Origin of the sequence: Luteirhabdus pelagi (assembly GCF_016827595.1) — a bacterium.
GTDB lineage: Bacteria > Bacteroidota > Bacteroidia > Flavobacteriales > Flavobacteriaceae > Luteirhabdus > Luteirhabdus pelagi.
The window spans coordinates 214981-233984 of the sequence record NZ_JAECMS010000002.1 but is presented as its reverse complement, the minus strand read 5'-3'; the positions used below and the strand labels follow the sequence as shown (position 1 = coordinate 233984).

At 40.9% G+C, this 19004-nt stretch carries 22 protein-coding genes; 7 read left to right on the top strand and 15 right to left on the bottom strand.

Annotated elements, in window-relative coordinates; all coding sequences use genetic code 11:
* Positions 1-65 precede the first annotated feature (65 nt).
* The 14 genes from I4Q58_RS05830 to I4Q58_RS05765 form a co-directional block, all read right to left on the bottom strand.
* Positions 66-773 (bottom strand): flavodoxin family protein, encoded by a 708-nt coding sequence (locus tag I4Q58_RS05830; RefSeq protein ID WP_203294755.1) that lies wholly within the window; start codon positions 771-773, stop codon positions 66-68.
* A 68-nt stretch (positions 774-841) separates the two neighbouring features.
* Positions 842-1240, bottom strand: a complete 399-nt coding sequence (locus I4Q58_RS05825; protein WP_203294753.1) for a TM2 domain-containing protein — start codon at positions 1238-1240, stop codon at positions 842-844.
* 61 nt (positions 1241-1301) lie between these two features.
* Positions 1302-1688 carry a VOC family protein gene (locus I4Q58_RS05820; protein WP_203294751.1) on the bottom strand — a complete coding sequence of 129 codons (387 nt, stop codon included), beginning with the start codon at positions 1686-1688 and terminating at the stop codon, positions 1302-1304.
* A 2-nt stretch (positions 1689-1690) separates the two neighbouring features.
* The gene (locus tag I4Q58_RS05815) at positions 1691-2689 is read right to left on the bottom strand and encodes a T9SS type A sorting domain-containing protein (RefSeq protein WP_203294749.1); all 999 of its coding nucleotides are present in this window, start codon (positions 2687-2689) and stop codon (positions 1691-1693) included.
* Between the two features lie 6 nt (positions 2690-2695).
* Positions 2696-3154 carry a DUF1801 domain-containing protein gene (locus tag I4Q58_RS05810; protein WP_203294747.1) on the bottom strand — a complete coding sequence of 153 codons (459 nt, stop codon included), beginning with the start codon at positions 3152-3154 and terminating at the stop codon, positions 2696-2698.
* A 1-nt stretch (position 3155) separates the two neighbouring features.
* Positions 3156-3668: a DUF4199 domain-containing protein gene (locus I4Q58_RS05805; protein WP_203294745.1), complete on the bottom strand. Its 513-nt coding sequence runs from the start codon at positions 3666-3668 to the stop codon at positions 3156-3158.
* Between the two features lie 93 nt (positions 3669-3761).
* Positions 3762-4175 (bottom strand): response regulator transcription factor, encoded by a 414-nt coding sequence (locus tag I4Q58_RS05800; protein WP_203294742.1) that lies wholly within the window; start codon positions 4173-4175, stop codon positions 3762-3764.
* On the bottom strand, positions 4172-5113 hold the full coding sequence (locus I4Q58_RS05795) for a 2-hydroxyacid dehydrogenase (RefSeq protein WP_203294740.1): 942 nt from the start codon (positions 5111-5113) through the stop codon (positions 4172-4174). The genes I4Q58_RS05800 and I4Q58_RS05795 overlap by 4 nt, the downstream gene beginning before the upstream one ends.
* Before the next feature lie 118 nt (positions 5114-5231).
* On the bottom strand, positions 5232-5621 hold the full coding sequence (locus I4Q58_RS05790) for an acyl-CoA thioesterase (RefSeq protein ID WP_236002847.1): 390 nt from the start codon (positions 5619-5621) through the stop codon (positions 5232-5234).
* A complete protein-coding gene (gene mgtE / locus I4Q58_RS05785) occupies positions 5621-6970 on the bottom strand; it encodes a magnesium transporter (RefSeq protein ID WP_203294736.1) in 1350 nt (449 codons plus the stop codon). Before mgtE ends, I4Q58_RS05790 begins: the two co-directional genes overlap by 1 nt.
* The gene (gene rsmA / locus I4Q58_RS05780) at positions 6948-7742 is read right to left on the bottom strand and encodes a 16S rRNA (adenine(1518)-N(6)/adenine(1519)-N(6))-dimethyltransferase RsmA (RefSeq protein ID WP_203294734.1); all 795 of its coding nucleotides are present in this window, start codon (positions 7740-7742) and stop codon (positions 6948-6950) included. Before rsmA ends, mgtE begins: the two co-directional genes overlap by 23 nt.
* A 245-nt stretch (positions 7743-7987) precedes the next feature.
* Entirely contained in the window at positions 7988-8296 is a 309-nt protein-coding gene (locus I4Q58_RS05775; RefSeq protein WP_203294732.1) for a DUF4286 family protein, read from the bottom strand.
* 19 nt (positions 8297-8315) lie between these two features.
* Positions 8316-8975: a hypothetical protein gene (locus I4Q58_RS05770; RefSeq protein ID WP_203294731.1), complete on the bottom strand. Its 660-nt coding sequence runs from the start codon at positions 8973-8975 to the stop codon at positions 8316-8318.
* A gap of 42 nt (positions 8976-9017) precedes the next feature.
* Positions 9018-10805, bottom strand: coding sequence for a tetratricopeptide repeat protein (locus tag I4Q58_RS05765; RefSeq protein WP_203294730.1), 1788 nt, complete (start codon positions 10803-10805; stop codon positions 9018-9020).
* A 122-nt stretch (positions 10806-10927) separates the two neighbouring features.
* On the opposite strand from I4Q58_RS05765, the gene I4Q58_RS05760 reads away from it, so the two are divergent.
* From I4Q58_RS05760 to I4Q58_RS05730, 7 genes are all read left to right on the top strand, one after another.
* The gene (locus I4Q58_RS05760; RefSeq protein WP_203294729.1) at positions 10928-11188 is read left to right on the top strand and encodes a thiamine-binding protein; all 261 of its coding nucleotides are present in this window, start codon (positions 10928-10930) and stop codon (positions 11186-11188) included.
* Positions 11172-11804 carry a nicotinamide riboside transporter PnuC gene (pnuC, locus tag I4Q58_RS05755; RefSeq protein ID WP_203294728.1) on the top strand — a complete coding sequence of 211 codons (633 nt, stop codon included), beginning with the start codon at positions 11172-11174 and terminating at the stop codon, positions 11802-11804. The genes I4Q58_RS05760 and pnuC overlap by 17 nt, the downstream gene beginning before the upstream one ends.
* Positions 11765-12325, top strand: a complete 561-nt coding sequence (locus I4Q58_RS05750; protein WP_203294727.1) for an AAA family ATPase — start codon at positions 11765-11767, stop codon at positions 12323-12325. Before pnuC ends, I4Q58_RS05750 begins: the two co-directional genes overlap by 40 nt.
* Positions 12326-12331: 6 nt before the next feature.
* Positions 12332-13861, top strand: coding sequence for a DUF4301 family protein (locus I4Q58_RS05745; protein ID WP_203294726.1), 1530 nt, complete (start codon positions 12332-12334; stop codon positions 13859-13861).
* A gap of 3 nt (positions 13862-13864) precedes the next feature.
* Positions 13865-14272: an alternative ribosome rescue aminoacyl-tRNA hydrolase ArfB gene (gene arfB / locus I4Q58_RS05740; RefSeq protein ID WP_203294725.1), complete on the top strand. Its 408-nt coding sequence runs from the start codon at positions 13865-13867 to the stop codon at positions 14270-14272.
* A gap of 208 nt (positions 14273-14480) precedes the next feature.
* Complete coding sequence (locus tag I4Q58_RS05735) at positions 14481-14819, top strand: hypothetical protein (protein WP_203294724.1); 339 nt, start codon at positions 14481-14483, stop codon at positions 14817-14819.
* Between the two features lie 123 nt (positions 14820-14942).
* Positions 14943-16304, top strand: coding sequence for a sigma-54-dependent transcriptional regulator (locus I4Q58_RS05730; protein WP_203294723.1), 1362 nt, complete (start codon positions 14943-14945; stop codon positions 16302-16304).
* On the opposite strand, the gene I4Q58_RS05725 is transcribed toward I4Q58_RS05730, so the two are convergent.
* On the bottom strand, positions 16301-18736 hold the full coding sequence (locus tag I4Q58_RS05725; RefSeq protein WP_203294722.1) for an ATP-binding response regulator: 2436 nt from the start codon (positions 18734-18736) through the stop codon (positions 16301-16303). The genes I4Q58_RS05730 and I4Q58_RS05725 overlap by 4 nt on opposite strands.
* Positions 18737-19004 lie beyond the last annotated feature (268 nt).

The following is a 19004-nucleotide window of genomic DNA, read 5'->3' as shown; positions in this document are numbered from 1 at the left end:
CGCTATGAATTAAAGCCAAAGAATTTATAAATACAGCGGCTAAAGTCTTAAGAGACCGCTAAAAATCAGCGATATTCGGGATTTTCAAAATTCCAACGCGTGCCATCGTCCCATGCCGAACGTGAATTACCATACGAAGGGTAATAGTTATTTTCCTTTAAAAGCTTCGCTAAGTGAAGCAGATTATAGGTCATAAAAGTGGTATTCCGATTGGTAAACGCATTGTTTTTAGCACCGCTTTCTTCATCTAAATAGCTCGGACCAGGTCCAATCTCGCCAATCCAGCCGCAATCGGCCTGAGGCGGAATGCTATATCCTACATGCTGTAGCGCATATAAGATCCCCATCGAACAATGCTTTACGCCATCTTCATTACCCGTTACAATACAGCCACCGACTTTGCCATAAAAGATATACTGTCCTTTTTCGTTTTGCATTCCGCTCATAGCATAAAGACGCTCGATAAGTTTGGTTGCTTCGGAAGAGCGTTCACCTAACCAAATGGGGGTTCCGATGATTAAAATATCTGCTGCCTGTACTTTTTTCCAAAGCGTTGGCCATTCATCCTTGTCGATACCATGCTCGGTCATATCAGGATAGACGCCTGGAGCTATGATATGATCGACCAAGCGAATTACATCATATTCGACATGTTCATTTTCGAGTATGGTTGCGGATACATCGATTAACCCGCGAGTGTGACTTTGTCTTGGTGATTTCTTTAACGTGCAATTTATGTAGAGGGCTTTTAACTTTGAAAAATCTGGTTTCATAAAAATAGCTTTCTATAAATGTAGCATTTTATAGAAAGCTATTCGTCACGAAATGCGCCAAAACCTATTTAAAACCAAGGTTTTTGCCCAACCTGATACGTTTGGTAGAATTCTTCATCGCTTTTTGTAAGATAGATGATACCTTCAATAAGACCAATAATTCCGGTAGCCATATAAAGGAAAACGCCTACAAAAAAACAGGAGGTTACAATACCGATAAGCGTAACAACCAATAAGATGATGCCTTCCTTATTATAGCCCAAGATAAATTTGTGAACGCCAAGAGCTCCTAATACAATTGCCAAGATTCCAGCCAATATTTTCTTATTCTCACCACCATGGGTGGCTTGATTCCAGCCTTCCTTGAATTCGTTGGCAGTACTTTTGGCTTCTTTTTCAAACGAATCGGAAGTGTCGTCCATTCGTTTTTTAGTGCTATCGTAGCCTTCGTTTGTATTGTCTTGCATTGGATTGGTTTTTGGTTAGACGACTAAGATAAAACAAATCTTAAAACCAAAACATCTCAGGTTACAGAAAAGCGCTGTCTACAGGTTCCCAAAGTTCGATTTTGTTGCCTTCAGGGTCAATAATCCAACCGAATTTTCCATATTCATATTCTTCCATTTCACCTACGACTGTCACGCCTTCCTCTTTCAACACTACAAGTAATTCCTTTAAATTTTCTACCCGGAAATTCATCATAAATTGCTTTTCACTGGGTTGAAAATACTTCGTATCCTTCGGAAATGGACTCCATTGTGTACTACATTTGTTACCTTCTTCATCCTTCCACCAAAAGGTACAGCCATAATCATCGGTGTTAAGCCCTAAATGATTATGATACCAATTCTTGATTTTCTTTGGATCTTCAGTTTTAAAGAAAAAGCCGCCTAGGCCAGTCACTCGTTTTTTCATGCTTATTGTTTTATGATTTTTTGGATGAAAGGTTTTGGTAAATCTTGAATGTAGAGTTCCATAAAATAGATTCCCGATGTTAAGGTTGACAGGGATACACTGTTCTTCGCATCCACGTCTTCTATTATCAATCTTCCTTGAAGGTCGCGCAACACTACTTTTGTTACTGGAATAGTAGTGGGTTGAAAAAATATTTCAGAAGTGGTAGGATTTGGATAAACGGAAATGTCATAGCTGTTAATAGCTTCAGTTCCTAAACTGCAATTCACCTGATTTAATTCCACCAACGGACAATCGGAAGCAAAGGCTTCGGACATTGTAGCTGCACCGTAAATAATACCCGGAGCATCTACTTGTGTCAAAAGCTCTTGTGCATTGGTGCCAACATCATACCGATACAGATTGTTCTGGTCGTCGATACCATAAATTTCGTTATTGTCGCAATCGGTGAATACATTCACCAACGAAAACAATGGGCCTTGCGCACAGCCCACAAAACTTATATCGGAACCGTTATAACTTCCCAAAGAATTGTCGTTAGCATTCGGAAATAATAAATTTCCCTTATAGAAAGTGAAATCTCCAGGAGTGGGAACGCCTTCAATCAATTCTTCGACGGTTTCGTCTATGGGATTGAATTTGTAAAGCTTCTCGCTAAACCAAGCGCCGAAGAACAGTTCATCTTGGGCATTGGCTACTAATCCTGGAAATGTGCCGGGTGTAGTGACAGTGTAGAAAATTTCGTAGGACTGATTGTCTAAATCTATTTGTAGGATTAAATCAAAGTTGGTAATGGCGAAAAGGTTTCCCTGCGTATCGAAAGCTATGTCCACTACCGTCCCAATACCGGTTATTTCCATATCGTATAGGAAGGTTGATGAATAGTCCTGAAGATCGAGTCTGTAAAAATTATTATCCTCTGTTACATAATACAGTTCTTGGGCCTTGAGTCCGTTTGAACAGATCAAACACCATACAAATAGAATCCATCGAAAGTTCATCGTATTTTATTTTTTCTTTATTGCATTCTCATAGCGCTCTATCCATTCGTCGACAGTAACTTTTTGGCATAGTTCGCCAATCAGATTATAGGGAATATCATCCACACGCTTGAATCGGACACAGCTTTTTCCCATGTCTAATTTATACTTACAGTGTTTGGGGTATTCGGACACAAACCAATCGTAAAGATCTGGAAATGAATATAAACCGCTATGATATAAAGCTATGAAATTTTTCTGTGAAGCAATGCTAACAAATGGTAACGGTTCTTTTGGATCGCAGTGGTACCCATCGGGATACTTCGAGTGTGGCACGTAAAAGCCAATCATTTTGTACTGAATGCCTTCCTCAAAGCCTTTTGGAAGGTTGTCTTGGACCGTTTTTCTGAGTTTCTGAACCGAATCTTTACGTTCTTCCGGAATCTGGTCTAGATATTCCTGTACTGTTTCTACGTCGTATTGCATATTAGTGTTCTTTTTTCTGAAGGATTACTGCTGAAAGCAATGATATAATGATTCCGATTAATACAACGGTAATGAACATTAAAGCCGCCATAAAGCCAGAACCACCATACGCTTTCATCTGTTGTTGAAGTATAACTTTTTGCTTTTCAAATTCTTCGGCAGAAAGTTCTGTTTTCATATCGGCCAGCATGGCAGTTTCGTATTCCATCATAAAATCTGGGTTAATAACGGTTGTATAAATATAGTCGATGATCCCAAACCCAATACCTGCAAACATAGAAATCAGGATTCCGATTGAAAAGGCTTTCCAAAAGGAAACTGTTCCTCCGCTTACTTCATCACGATAATGTTTTATTCCGAAGAAGACAAAAAGTAAGGAAACCGTCATCGTAGCATACCCGAGAATTTCTTGAGTACGATACGATAAACCGTCGCCTAAGGTGAGGGCTAACAGAAAAAGAATCGCTGCCAATACCAGCGAGTATACCCCATATCTTACTACTGTATGTTTCATAGTCTTAATCAATTTGTTTCAAACAAAAGTAGCGGAATGGGTTGATTTTCCTATCATACGAAAGTACCAAACCGCATCATACGAAGGTGGGAATTACAAAATATGCAACTTTTTTGCTTGCTGTAGGGCTTGAGTTCTCCGTTTTACATTTAACTTAGAATAGAGGTTGGAAAGATGTGTTTTAACCGTACTTTCAGAAATAAACAGTGTTTCGCCAATTTCCTTATTCGAGAGTCCTTCTGAAAGTTTTACTAAAATTTCATGCTCGCGGTCGGTAATGCCCAACTCGCTAATTTTTTCCGAATCGATAGGTGCTGGTTTGGGTTGAATCGTTCGCTCCTTTCTTCTTTTTTGAAGCCAAAAACCTAGTATCAAAAAGATAATGGCGGTGATCGCAATGAAGACTTCTGAAGACAAATCGCCTGCCATTATGGAATAGGAACTAAGCTGAAATAGGCTTAGCAGGGCTATGATAAGGATGCCGAAGACGAAAATTGTCTTTTTCATGATGCCCCAAAGGTATCCAGAATTTTCTCGGCAATGGTCTCTGCCAATTTTATCTTGCTTTCCATCGTCCAACCGGCCACATGTGGACTAAGAAGGACATTTTCCATAACAAGCAATTCTTGAAATGCAGGAGGCATTTCTTCAGAAAACAGCGATTCGAAGGAGAGTTTCTCATATTCGAGCACATCGAGACCGGCACCCAGAATCTTTCCTTCCTTCAACGCTGAAACCAAATCGGCCGTAACCACACTTCTTCCTCTAGCCGTATTCAGAAACCAAAAGGGTTTTGAAAAAGCATTTATAAAATCGCTATTCACCATTTTATCGGTTAATGGCGTCCAAGGGGTATGCAAACTGACCACATCGGCCATTTCCTGAAGCGTTTTCAACGAAACCTGGGTTCCGTTTCGGTCGCCAACGTCCTCTTTAATATCATAACAAAGGACCGTACAATCGAATCCTTTCAATTTTTTGGCGAAGGCCTTCCCCATATTTCCATATCCGATAATACCAACCGTTTTTCCGTCGAGCTCGGTACCTCGGTTTTCCTCGCGATTCCATTGACCGCTTTTTACCTGCTTGTCGGCGCTATTCAACTTGTTAAATAAAGATAGGAGCATACCCAAAGCGTGTTCACCTACGGCATTGCGATTGCCTTCAGGAGCGGAGAACAGTTGTATTCCCTTTCGTTCGGCATAAACGGTGTCGATACTTTCTAGTCCAGCCCCAACACGGCCAATAAATGTCAACTTCTTTGCGGCATCCAAAAATTCCTTATCGATTTTAAAGCGACTTCGAATAATGATGCCTTCGTATTTCGAAATGGTTTTCTGAATTTCTTCTTTTGAAGAAGTGTAATCTTCAACATTGGTAAAACCAGCTTCTTTAAGGCGTTGCTGAAGAATGGGATGATTGTTATCTAGGTGAAGTATGGTCACGGTAAAGAAAAATCTAGTTTAACACTATTAAAAGTAACCATTTTAGAAAGTTGAAATGGTGCAAATGAAGAGTTTTTGTCAACAGGAATAAGGGGTGAAACTGTTGATATCCTATTGCTTATAAGAATAATTCTTGAATTTCGGTAGGAATCCGTGACGGCTTCTGCGATTCGAATTCGACATAGCACCAAAGGGTTTTGGCATTTACCATTACTTTTCCGTCTGAAGGTCTGGAAATTTTATAGTTCCGTTCGCTCTTAACGCCCTCGGCGGAGGTTACCCAGGTTTCAAGTAACAGTTCTTCACCTTCAAAACTAGGGTTTTTGTATTCGATGAAGTGGTTCAACACTACCCAAAAATAGTTTTCGGTGTATTCCTTTGGGGCTTTTGCAAACCAATGCTTTTCAGCTAAATCGATACACCATTGTAGATAGGTGATGTTATTAACGTGTCCGTTCTCATCGATGGCAGAACTGGGTACTACAAGTTTTTCAGAAAAAATCATCATCAAAACCCTAGCATTAATTTGGAGATGTAGAAAAACAGAAAGATTCCAAAGATATCGTTGCTCGTGGTAATAAAAGGACCGGTAGCAATGGCGGGATCGATCCCGCGTTTGTCGAGAATAATGGGGACAAAAGTCCCAATCAGAGCGGCTACGATAATGACAGACAGCAATGAAATTGCAATGGTGAGGCTAACCATTTGGTCTTGGCCTACGACCAAACCGAAAATAATCACTAAAAATCCTAATGCTAAGCCATTAATCATACCAAGTCCAACCTCTTTCATCAATCGATTGAAAAGGCTTCCACGTAGGGAGTCGTTTGCCAATCCCTGAACGATAATCGCACTGGATTGTACGCCCACATTTCCTGCCATCGCAGCGATAAGTGGCGTAAAAAAGAACAAAATCGGAAAGCTGGCGAGTGCTTCATCAAAACCTTGCATGATGTACACGCTTCCCAATCCCCCGAAAAGTCCGAGTACCAACCAAGGTAAACGTGCTCGTGTGAGTTGAAAGATGCTATCATCCGCTTCAACATCTTCAGAAATACCGGCTGCCATCTGATAATCGCGTTCGGCTTCTTCCTTGATAAAATCTACAATATCGTCGATGGTAATACGTCCGACCAGCACACCATCTTCATCTACCACAGGAATCGCTTCTAGATCGTACTTCTGCATGATACGGGCTACCTCTTCATTGTCGGTATGAACGGTAACATAATCCACTTTTGGTATAAATACTTCACTTATCTTAGTTTTTTCAGCTGCGGTAAGCAAGTCCTTTAGTGAAAGCCGACCGATCAGTTTTCCTTCTTTATCGGTAACATAGATAGAATGAACCCGCGTCACGTTTTCAGCTTGTCGTCGCATTTCCCGAACACAGCCGGCAACCGTCCAAGTTTCCTTTACCCGTACTAATTCTTTCGCCATCAGGGCTCCGGCCGTATCTTCGTCGTACTTCAACATTTCGACGATATCGGCGGCATGCTCGGTATCCTGAATGCTTCCGATTACCTGTTGTTGCACCTCTTCATCCAATTCGCCCATTACGTCTACCGCATCATCGGTATCCATTTCCTGTAGCTCTTGTGCGATTTCTTCCGGAGAAAGATTGCTCAGGATACGTTCACGGAAGTCTTCATCCAGCTCCATGAGCGCTTCACTAGTGGTCTGACTGTCGAGTAGTTTCACCAAATAGGTGGCGTCCTCGAAGTTCAGTTCTTCTAGAATTTCAGCCACATCGGCGAAGTGAATTTCGGCAAAGGTTTCCCGTAGGGCATTCCCATCACGATTGGTGATGAGCTGCTCTATTTGCTCGATAAAATCATTTGTCAGTTGAAAGGGCATGCTGTTCTATCTTTTGGGTGAGCGATATAAATTGCGCCACCGATAGTTGTTCCGGGCGTTGCCCAAAGATAGTATCTTCTTTCAGTTTATCGGAGAGTTCGAAGGATTTTAAACTATTCCTTAACGTTTTTCGTCGTTGTTGAAAGCCTGTTTTTACCACTTTAAAGAATAAAGCTTCATCACAGGGAAGCAAATAATTTTCTTTCCGCCGTAAGCGAAGGACACCGCTATCCACTTTTGGAGGGGGTGAAAAAACACCTGGCTTCACCGTAAATAAATATTCAGCTTCATAAAATGCTTGCACTAATACAGAAAGAATTCCATATGTTTTTGAACCCTCTGTTTCACAAATGCGTTGGGCGACTTCCTTTTGAAACATACCCGTGAATTCAGGAATTCGCTCGCGATTTTCCAAGGCCTTAAATACGATTTGGGAGGAGATGTTGTAGGGGAAATTACCCGTAACGGCAAAGGGTTCTCCATTGAAGAAATCAGAAAGATCGATTTTTAGGAAATCGGCTTCCTCGATGGTGAGGTTGATGGCCGGAAGCTCTTTTTCTAAATAAGCGATAGATTCCGTATCTACGTCCAATGCGGTTACCGGCATACCTTTTTGAATCAGATATTTGGTAAGCACACCCATGCCGGGACCGATTTCCATGATGTGTTTATACCCTTCAAGCGTAAGCGTATCGCTAATTTTTTCCGCTATGTTTTCATCGTGAAGGAAATGTTGACCAAGATGTTTTTTGGCGCGAACCTTTTTTGACATAAAGTGATGCTTTTGAAAGTAAAGGTACTGAAAGAAGGGGGAAGTTATAAGCGGCTAATTATCAGAAAATAACGTCAAATCGTGCAGTTAATCGATTAAAACTGAATTACGTCAAATTCTTGTAAGAAATTACTTATTTAACTTCTATATTAGCTGTCAATCAGTAATGTATGGCATTCTTGATGAGGAGCAAGCAATGTCATTCGAATTAAGCCCCAAGTTTCACTGAAACGGACGGGCTTTTTTTATTGTTCACATATAACTTCCAATTCGGTTCTAAAGGCCACGAACTTTCCTTCAAAGGCGGCACTCTGCGAACGCATTTCATCCGCATCCTCTTGATAATATTTTTCAAGAGTAGCCTTGCTATCGGTTCTGTATTGAACGGAATAGGTGATACCACCCATTTCTTCCTCCACTTGTACCTTGGTCATTAGGGCTTTTTTAAACTTCCCCGTATCCAACATTGCAGGAATGTGCTCTTCCTTCATCCAAAGAAGCCATTGGTCGTGAACACTTTCATCAACATTAATCGTTACGTTATAGATATACATAGTTTTTTCTTCTTTTTATTTAGTAGGAATTCTTTCCGTGCTTTTCAATAAAATCGGTCATACGTTGCAGCAATTCTTCTTGTCGCTGTAAGCGAAATTGCATCATATAGCTATAGCTTGTCAGGATATTCTTATAAACCTGATTATGGTATTTTTCTCGATCCTGAAGGGTAGCGCGGCGCATGTCGAAATTGTTCATTACATACGGTTGAAAATTATCCAGATACGTATCGCGGGTGGCGTCGTCTAGAGCTCTTGCCCAATTGAAATACTCATAGAGTGTGATAATGTCGTCGCGCAAGTTCAAATCGTCTATAAATCGAATGTCTCCAGATTGTTTTAAGCTATTATATGCATTTTGTTTGTAATAGGCATAGTTTAGGCGAAGTGCCTGTAAGCTAAGCATATTGATATTCCATAGTGGGCCATCCGAATCCAGTAGTGTCATTATTGAATCCACCGTCTGTTTCAGTTGTTTTGACTCAGCTATGGTTTTTTCTAGATTCGTTTTGTTGAACCGCGTCTCTTCTGTGATATTAGTAATGTGACGGTCTATTAACTTCGCCTGTTCCTTTTCTTCTGAACAGGTGTTTAGTTGAAATGCCAACAGGATTCCGATGATGACTACGATAAACTCAAGAAAATGGTTGAGCCAGTCAATTTTTTTGAAACCACGCATACCGAAAATTTATAGCGACAATATAGTGAAGAATTTCGAGCCCTACTCAATCGCATCGCCACGAAGCGAACGATAGCGTTTTCGGGCTTGAACGAAATAGATACTGTCGGCGTAGGAAAATATAATCTGTTCGTAATATTCTTTGGCCTTTTCGGGAAGCCCCAGTTTTTCTTCGTACAGCTTTGCCAACAAGAAAAACGCATCATCGGCCAAAATATCATCTTTATAAAACTCGATTAGCTTTAAATAGTTGGCTTCGGCATTTTCATAATCGCTTACGGCTTCATAAATCTTGGCTTGCTTTAACAGCGCTTCGTCCTCAATCTTCTCGCCTTTATTCTGTATGAGGATATCGTCTAATAAGGTAATAGCCTCTTCATTTTTGTTCTGAAGCGCTAACAAGTCGGCTCGCGCATATTTCTTTAGGGCGGTTTGGGTTGAGTCTTCCAAAGAATTATCGCGAATCATCAAACTTAGTTGCATTGCATCGTTGGCAATGAGTTGGGAAGCCGATTTTCGCAGCACGTCCAATTGTACCTGCGCCCATTCAAAATCACCTTTATAATAACTGGTTTTGGCCACTTTAAACCGTGCTTCCTGCGCCAAGACGTTCCCTTCCAACTTACTTTGAATCTGTGAATAATAAATAAGCGCCTGATTGAACTTTTCATCAAATACCAAAATATCAGCCAAGGTCATTTTAACATGGGCCTCGCGATAGGAGTTGAGGTTGGTAGCCAACAAATCCTTTAAATTTTGAATGGCCTGCTCCTTTTTTCCCGCCTTGAAGGCCAAAAACTCGTTATAGTCGGTTTGCAGTTTATAGGTGCTGGCATTGCGACCGTATTCATTCAATAACTCCTCAAATCTTTTTTCGAGCTTTGGGTAGTCTTCGGGTGGTGTCGTTTTCAGTGCAATGGTCATCATATATTGATGTCCCTGCAATTTTGCTTCAGGAGAATAACTATTGTCGATCAGAAACTGAACGAATTCTTCAGCATCCTCATAGGCTTCTTCCGAAATGGCAATGAGGGCAAGATCGAGTACGCCACGAAGGGTTTCCTCTTCACTTCTTTTATAAATCGCTTTTTCTTGGGCGAAAGCTTTTCGATATTCTTTTTGTTGAACAAACAACCAACTCAATAATTGATTGTATAACAACTGTGGATTGTTCTGTAGTTGCTGAAGCAACGTTCTTCGAAGTACTTCATTGGCCTCGTTTAGCGGGTCTTCAGTGATATAACTACTGAAATTCCGTTGCGCTACCGCACGATAGGAAGGGTTGCTCTGCATCAAATCGATATAGCTGGAAAACATTTTATCCAATTGTCCTTGTTCACCATATAGTCGTGCCAATTGGATATTATAGTCCTTGCTAGGATCGGCTTGCATCGCCTTAGTGTATACTGAAACGGCCTCCTCCAATAAACTATAATCGGAAAAAGCCCTTCCGACGGTATAGGCATAATTTGGATTTTCTTCTGCGGCTACAATGGCTTTTTGGTAGGATTGTTTTGCCAGACTATCTTGTTGCTGAAGCGAATGGTTATAACCCAACTGCACCCAGAGTTGTGGATTTGGGCGAACGCCTTGTAACTTCGACTTCAACAATGCTTCGGCTTCTTCAAATTGTTCGAGTTGTTGATGACTTTCAATAAGGGAAAGAAAGAAGTCCAAACGACCTGGGGTATCTTCGTAAAGCTTTTCATAAATGCTCAAGGCTTTTTCATATTCACCTTGTTCAAAATAGTTTTTGGCTAAGGCCTCATTTTGAGACAAAGCCGAGGCATTCACCAAAAAAATAAAAAATACAGCTATCAGAATACGCATGCGCTAAAGATAATGATTTGGTTCGGGAAAGTACTTGCAAAAACAGCGCCATTTTAGCTTCTGTTGCAGCTCTTGAGCAACGAAATTATAATAGTACCTTTGAAGAAATTAGCAGAAGATATATGGATATTTCAGTTGAATTAACCCTAACGCCGATTCAAGATGATTACGAACCGGCCATCATCAATTTTATAAAGGAATTACGTGGTTCTGGACTTACCGTAAAGGAAAATCCGCTGAGCACACAGGTATATGGCTCTTATGATGAAGTAATGAAAGTGCTAGTGCCACATATGAAATCAGCACTCGAAGCCGTAGATAGAGGCTTGCTGTATATGAAAATTGTAAAAAGCGATAGAAGCGACTATGAGCCTCATTTTTGATTGGTTTTTTAGTCAGTACGATGGTATCCCGACCTATCTAATCATTCTTGAACTGATAGGGGTTCTGTTCGGGTTCCTAAGCGTTTGGTATTCCAAGCAGGACAATATTTTGGTGTATCCAACGGGAATAATCAGTACAGCCATATTTGTATACATTCTATCGGTGTATGGGCTGTTGGGCGATATGCTCATAAACGGGTATTATTTTGCTATGAGTATTTACGGTTGGTATGTTTGGACCCGAAAAGTTGATGCTGTTCATTTTACTCCCATTACTACAACCACCACCAAGGAGAAACGAACATCGGTATTATTATTTGTCGCCACCATCCTCTTCGTTTTTGGGATATATCAAATATTTGATAAATGGGATAGTTGGACGGCTTATGTCGATACAATTACCACAGCCATCTTTTTCGTTGGCATGTGGCTCATGGCTCGAAAAAAGTTGGAGAATTGGGTGTATTGGATTATTGGCGATCTGATTTCGGTGCCGCTCTACATTTACAAAGGATTGTTATTTACAGCCTTTCAATACGCATTATTTACGATAATCGCTATTTACGGATATAAAGCATGGAAGAAAAACTTACGCAACGACCTAGCACCATCCTGAAAATAGTGCTGTTTGGGCCCGAATCTACTGGAAAAACCACCTTGGCCGAAGCCCTGGCGGAAAAATATAATACCAATTGGGTACCCGAATTTATGCGAAGCTATTTAGAGCAAAAGTGGGAGGCGAAGGGAGAAACCATCCGTCGGACAGACATTCTGCCAATAGCGGAAGGTCAGATGAAAGCAGAAAATAAGCAGACACTGAAAGCGGATAAACTTTTGTTTTGCGATACCAACCTTCGAGAGCTAAAGGTGTACACAAATTATTACTATGACGAAGGCTGTCCGTCCTACCTTTTGGAAGCCGTCGAAAATCATTATTACCATCATTATTTTCTTACTGATATCGATGTGCCTTGGACACCTGATATTTTAAGGGATCGACCTAATGATAGAGTCGAAATGTTTCGTATTTTTGAAGAGGAGTTGTCGCACTATTCACTTCCCTACACCATTCTAAAAGGAACAATAAAAGCCAGGATGCAAACTGCTTCCCAGGTCATCGACACATTATTGAGGTAACAAACTATGCTAACAGACCAAGACCTAAAACAGATTGAAGAACACGGCTCTAGCCGCTTACAGGTCGAGCAACAACTAAAGACCTTTGAAAAGGGAATACCCTTTACTCATGTGATAACAGCGGCTACTATCGATAATGGAATTACCCATCTATCGCAGAAAGAAGAAGAAAAACTGGTTTCGTTATATGAAAAAAAGAAAGATACACTTGAACTTGTAAAATTTGTACCCGCCTCTGGAGCAGCCACGCGTATGTTTCGATTTTTACATACGTTTTTATCGGAATACGATCCAGAGGATGAAAGCTTTGCGCAGTATTGTAAACGAACCGATAACAAAGCAGCTAAGACCTTTTTCGATTCCTTAAAGCATTTTCCCTTTACCAATGAAGTCAGAAGGGTTATCCGTCAGCAATACGATGACTATAAAAATAGTCAGAAAGGCCCCCGTGCTATTTATTATGCAAAGGCTTTATTAACCGATAAAGGCCTAAAGTATGCCGATAAGCCCAAAGGCTTGGTTCCTTTTCACAAATACACCAAATATAGTGCTACTGCTTTTGAGGAGCAATTATATGAAGCGGCGTTCTATGCTGCTGCGAGAGGGAAGGCATTTTTACATTTTACTTTTTCTGAAGAGCATTTGAATGCCTTTCGAAAGGAGTTTCATGACATTAAAAATAGGGTCGAGAAAAAAACTAAAACGGAATTTCATATCTCTTATTCCTTTCAGGAGAAGGCAACCGATACCATTGCTGCAACTCCAACGAACGAACCATTTCGTGATGAAGAAGGCAACTTGGTTTTTCGTCCCGGTGGTCATGGAGCATTGATTAAAAATTTGAATGAAGTTGACGCCGACGTGGTGTTTATCAAAAATATCGATAATGTGGTAGCAGAACCGTATGTTGAGGATATCGCACATTATAAAAAAATGTTGGGGGGTAAACTTCTTTCAGTGCAGCAACAGACCTTCACCTATTTAAAGGCACTTTCTGAAAGTACCGTCTCCAAGGAAACCATTAACGATATAAAAGCATTTTTATGGAACGAACTTAATTGTAAGGATATTCCCGATACCCCAAAGGAGCTCTATAAAAAACTACACAGACCGATTCGTGTCTGTGGAGTGGTAAAAAATACCGGTGCTCCCGGTGGCGGCCCCTTTTGGGTTATCGATTCTGATGGTAGTACGACCCTTCAGATAGTGGAAACAGCACAAATCGATTTAGATAATGCAACACAACAAAATACAGTTCAAACAGCCACGCATTTTAATCCGGTTGATATTGTTTGTGGGGTTCGTGACCATACCGGAAAGAAATACGATCTTGAGGACTTCGTAAACAACAAAGCGGGCTTTATCAGTCAGAAGTCGCTTAATGGAAAACCACTAAAGGCTATGGAACTTCCGGGACTGTGGAATGGTGGCATGGCATACTGGAATACTATTTTTGTTGAAGTACCCCTTCAAACCTTTAATCCGGTTAAAACGGTAAATGACCTATTGAATCGTGAACACCAACCCAACCTCTAAGTTTTGAATACCGATTTACTCCTTACCGAATTCGATTTTACAGCCGTCAAAAGCGGTGGTCCAGGTGGGCAACACGCCAATAAGACGGCTTCAAAGGTGAAGGTAGCCTTCAATATTAAAACTTCACAAGCACTTAGCGATAAAGAGAAGGAACGGTTGCTTCACCGCTTATCGAATAAATTGGACTCAGACGGTACTCTTCACATGGAGTGTTCGGAAACCCGTAGTCAACATCGCAACAAAACCCTGGTTATCGAACGTCTTGTCAATTTTATTTCACACCATCTTCAACCCAAAAAGAAACGGAAGAAAACGAAAAAGCCACGACGGGCCATCGAGAAGCGTTTACGGGAGAAAAAGAAGCAAGCGATGAAAAAGAAAGATCGAAAGCCTCCCAAATTAGATCGATAAACACCAACTTCTGTGTAATAGTTACACACTGTTTCCTAAAAAGTAACACATTTCTAGATATCCCTAGAATATATCACAAGACATAAAACACTAAAATACAGTTAATTATGTGTTTATTAGGGGCTTTCGTAAGTGTTGGCACTTTCTTTTCTTATATCTAAGCAATTAGTAACAAACCTAATTAGAAATTTTAAAAAATAAGAAAACTATGAAAAAGTTAATTTTTGCATCCGCACTAGTAGTAGGATCACTAACCGCAGTAAACGCTCAAGATAAAATTGCGCAAGCAACTCCCCAAGAGCAAGAAGCCGAAACAGTAGATCAAGCAATCACTGAATTGCAAGACATTCAGGATTTCAAGGAAATCAAAGCTTCAGAACTTCCACAACCAGTATTGGAATCCGTTGGAAAAGATTTTGAAGGAGCAACAGTATCGAAAGCTTACAAAAACGAAAAAGGAGAATATAAACTTGTCCTAGCCACTGAAAAAATGGGCGAAAAAACAGTATATGCCAACGCTAAAGGCGAGTGGTTGAAGAAGCAGTAAGCTGCGGTAATTTTTGATTTAATACTTCGGAAGAAGGGTGCCAATTGGCGCCCTTTTTTTTATGAAAATTTTAAAGTGGGTTGGGGCTATGAGTCCGTATTTTTGTGCTTCACCACTATTGCCATGGCCCAGAAGTTTTTAATTGTTGAAGATGATGTCGCGTTTCGTACCATGCTAGTCACGTACCTCGAACGCAAGGGCTACGAATTGGTAACGGCTATGGATGCCGAAAACGCCAAAAAACTACTTCAGGAAGACTCTTTTGACACGTTGATAACCGATTTAAAACTTCCCGATGGCTCCGGACTTGAACTCCTCGATTTCTGTAAATCTGAAACGCCACACCTACCGGTTATTCTAATGACAGGTCATGCCGATGTGACCACGGCTGTGGAAGCTATCAAAAAGGGAGCAATCGACTATATTTCAAAACCGTTTCGACCAGAGGAATTATTGATGGTTATTGAAGAAGCCTTGCAGAAAGATTTTGAGAAATCCACGGCTTCTTCCGCACCACCTGAAACAGAAAAGACGACAGTATCTTCAACAAAGCCTGTAAAAAAGGATTTTGTAGTAGGTATTAGTGAAGCCTCTAAAAAGTTTAATCAGTATTTGGAATTGGTCGGTCCTACCGATATGTGCGTGCTTATTCAGGGGGAAAGCGGAACGGGGAAGGAAGTAGCGGCAAAGGCCATCCATCAGTTTAGCAAGCGTTCCCTACAACCTTTTATAGCGGTGGATTGTGGTGCCATTCCCAAGGAAATTGCAGCCAGTGAGTTTTTTGGTCATGTTAAGGGAAGCTTCACCGGAGCCGTAAACGATAAGATAGGTCACTTTGAAGCAGCCGATGGAGGAACCTTATTTCTCGATGAGGTAGGCAACTTGAATTATGAAAACCAGGTACAATTGCTTCGTGCGTTGCAAGAACGAAAAATTAAACCGGTAGGAAGCAATAAGGAAATCAGTGTCGATGTTCGCATTCTTTCAGCTACTAATGAAGATTTACTGAAAGCTGTTGAGGAAGGTGAATTTCGTGAAGATCTATATCACCGTTTAAATGAATTTTCGGTCCATATTCCTTCGCTACGCGAACGGCAAGAAGATCTTTTTCTATTTACCGAGCATTTTTTAAATGAAGCGAATGCGTCGTTAGATAAAAATGTAATCGGTCTGTCACCAGAGGTAAAAACTGCTTTTGAGCGCTATCGATGGCCGGGGAATCTTCGCGAATTTCGCAACGTTATCAAGCGATCGGTCTTGCTTACCCAAGGCGACACGATATCCTTGGAAGCGATTCCAAAGGAAGTGCTTTCCGATACCAAATCTTCAATCCAAAAAGATTTTTCAAAGGAAAGCAACGAAAAGAAACTGATTGAAAACGCCCTAAAGGAAGCCGACTTCAACAAATCGAAAGCAGCTAGATTGCTAAACATTACCCGAAAAACACTTTACAACAAAATTGCCCAATACGAAATTGACACTTAAGACATTTCGTCCATATTCCGTTCAAGTGCTGAAAAGAGCTCTTCTAGTGACCTTTTGAGTTTCTGGGTTTGATTTTTATAAAATTCAATATCCGATGTTTCCGCATCTTCGATGGCTTCCAACTGTTCGACAACCTGTATTGCTTGTAACTGTCGGGTCATGGTAAGCATTTTATGGGCATGCTGTTTCGCTTCATCAATTTTTTCGGCTGTGACCGATGCTTCCAAATTTTTATAATCGTGCTTGGCTTCTGAAATAAAGGTTTTTAAAATTGGTTGGACCGCTGCTTCATCACCCATATAACTGAGCAACAAGGTTAAGTCGAAAAGAGTAGTTGATTCTGTTTCTGCAATAGCTTTTTCTGGATCGTGGGGAGCGAAAGAAACGCCTAATACTGTTTCAAGCGCTTCAACATAGCGTGCTTTCCCAAAGGGTTTTTCCAAAACTTCGGCAAAGCCTTTTTCCAGATAATGGGTTCGGTTATTACTTCTATTGCCGGTCATAGCTATCACGGGAATGTCTGCCCACTTCTTCACTTCACCCAACACCTCATACCCACTCATCGCAGGCATCTGAATGTCGGTCAGTATAAAATCCAGATTCGACACTTTTTCAAAATCGAATTTCGAACCATCCGAACAGGTTTCTATGCTGATATTCAGTTGTTCATTCAAGCGTTGTAGCATGTCCAACATGGCAGTGTCATCGTCAAAAATCATAGCTTTCAAGGTGGTGGCAGATGCCAATTTCGAAGGGGAAGGTTGTGCGATGCCATTCTCGGTTAAGGGTAAGGTGACGAGCAGCAAAAATGTTGTGCCTTTTCCGACTTCACTTTGTACGGTTAATGATCCTCCCAACAACGTTGCTAGTTTTTTCGAAATGGCAAGCCCAAGTCCGTATCCTTCCTTTTTAACGCTATTTTCATCCTCAATCTGTGTAAATTCCTTAAAAATATCCTCTAATCGCTCCCTCGGAATCCCTGGACCGGTATCGCTTACGGAGATCTGAATGGTGTGAGCCTCTTCTTTTACAAGTGCTTCAACTGTTGCTGAAAGGGAAATTGTTCCCGTTTCGGTAAACTTAAAGGCATTCCCGACCAGGTTGTTCAAAATTTGCTGTAGCCGAAGTGGATCGCTTTTATAGGTGTTGCCCTTAATTTCTTCTGAAATATTTAGCTGAAGTGCGACCGAACTTTCCTTAAACAGTTCCTGATGGGCTTCGCCTATTTTCCGAAGCATATTTTCCAGTGAAAAGGGGATAGCATCGACCGTCAGTTTTCCGGCTTCCAATTTGGAGAAGTCTAGAAGGTCGTTTACCAATTTTGTAATATAATGACTGCTGTCGCTGATCTGACCAACGTAGTGTTTGTTGCGTTTGTCGAGGTTTCCCTGTTCTAATAATTCGCTATAACCTACAATGGTGTTTAAGGGTGTTTTGAGGTCGTGACTAACTGTTGCCATAAGCTGTTCGCGGCTTTTCAACAGCGATTCGGCATAGGTTTTCTCCTCCGCGAGCGATTCTTTATATCGTTCGGCGCGGAAGAAATCACTTAAAACAATATAAGTGAAGAAAATAACGACCAGAAAACTGATAATTGCCGCAATTTTTAAAAACGTAGCTGTCTTCTCCTGTGAAGCCTTTTGAGAAGATGCTAAGGATTCATTTTGAGCCACGATTTCTGCCTCGATTTGGGTAATCAAACTTCGTAACTGCTCCGACAGTTGAAGGTCATTTTCGATAAGTTGACTTTCTTTTTCCTCTAACGACCGACGTGCCCGCGAATCGGCTTGTTTCGCTTGGTTGACGATATAACGGGAAGCCGTAAGCATGGAATCGACTACGGTAGCATCTACCTGAACCGTATCGGCTTGATTGTTTCGGTTTATCAGTTCCACCAAGGATTGAAAGTAGGCGCGTTCGCGATTGCTGAGCCGTGCTGGATTTTGCACGAAGGTTTCAACCGAAAGCCGACCCAAGGTATTGTCCAATTTTTTGAATTCTTCCAATAAATCATCTAAGGTAGTATTCCCTCGATTGGTAATCTTCAACACTCGTAGCTGTTCAATATTACTTCTTTTCTCCACCAACAATTCCTGCACACTATCCAATTGTTGCGCTTGAATATCAGAAACCAATAACTCCTTCAACCGTTCTAATTGCTGTTGTAAAGAATCCTGAAGCGAAACATATTGCTCGAAATCGTCTTCTTCCAAGGTAAGCAAGGCAAGGCGCGAAAAACTATCTGTTTCATACACCAAATTGATAAGCGAACCAGTTTCGAAATAACGTTCCTCATTCATCGTATTGGTGTCGGCAGTACTCAGGCGTTGATATTCCTGATACAATACATAGCCTACGCCCATAGCGATGGCGGCCAGCACCACATAGCTGGCGATTACCTTTAGCGTAAATCTATTTTTAAACGTCGCCATATTCAAAAATACACAGTTGAAGAGGGTCGAACTATTAAGGTTTTCGTAAAAAAAATAGAAGTAAGGCTTTTTGTAAGGTGATATTGTTGGTTACCTTTGCGCGCACATCTCAAAGGGGTGCCTATTTAAATTTAGAATGTAGAATTTAGAATGCAGAAGTACACTTTTGCCATGCTGAATTCAGATTTCAACATTTAGAAAAGCTGAGATTATACCCATGGAACCTAGAACAGGTAATGCTGTTTAGGGACAGCTGAAAAAGACTCTT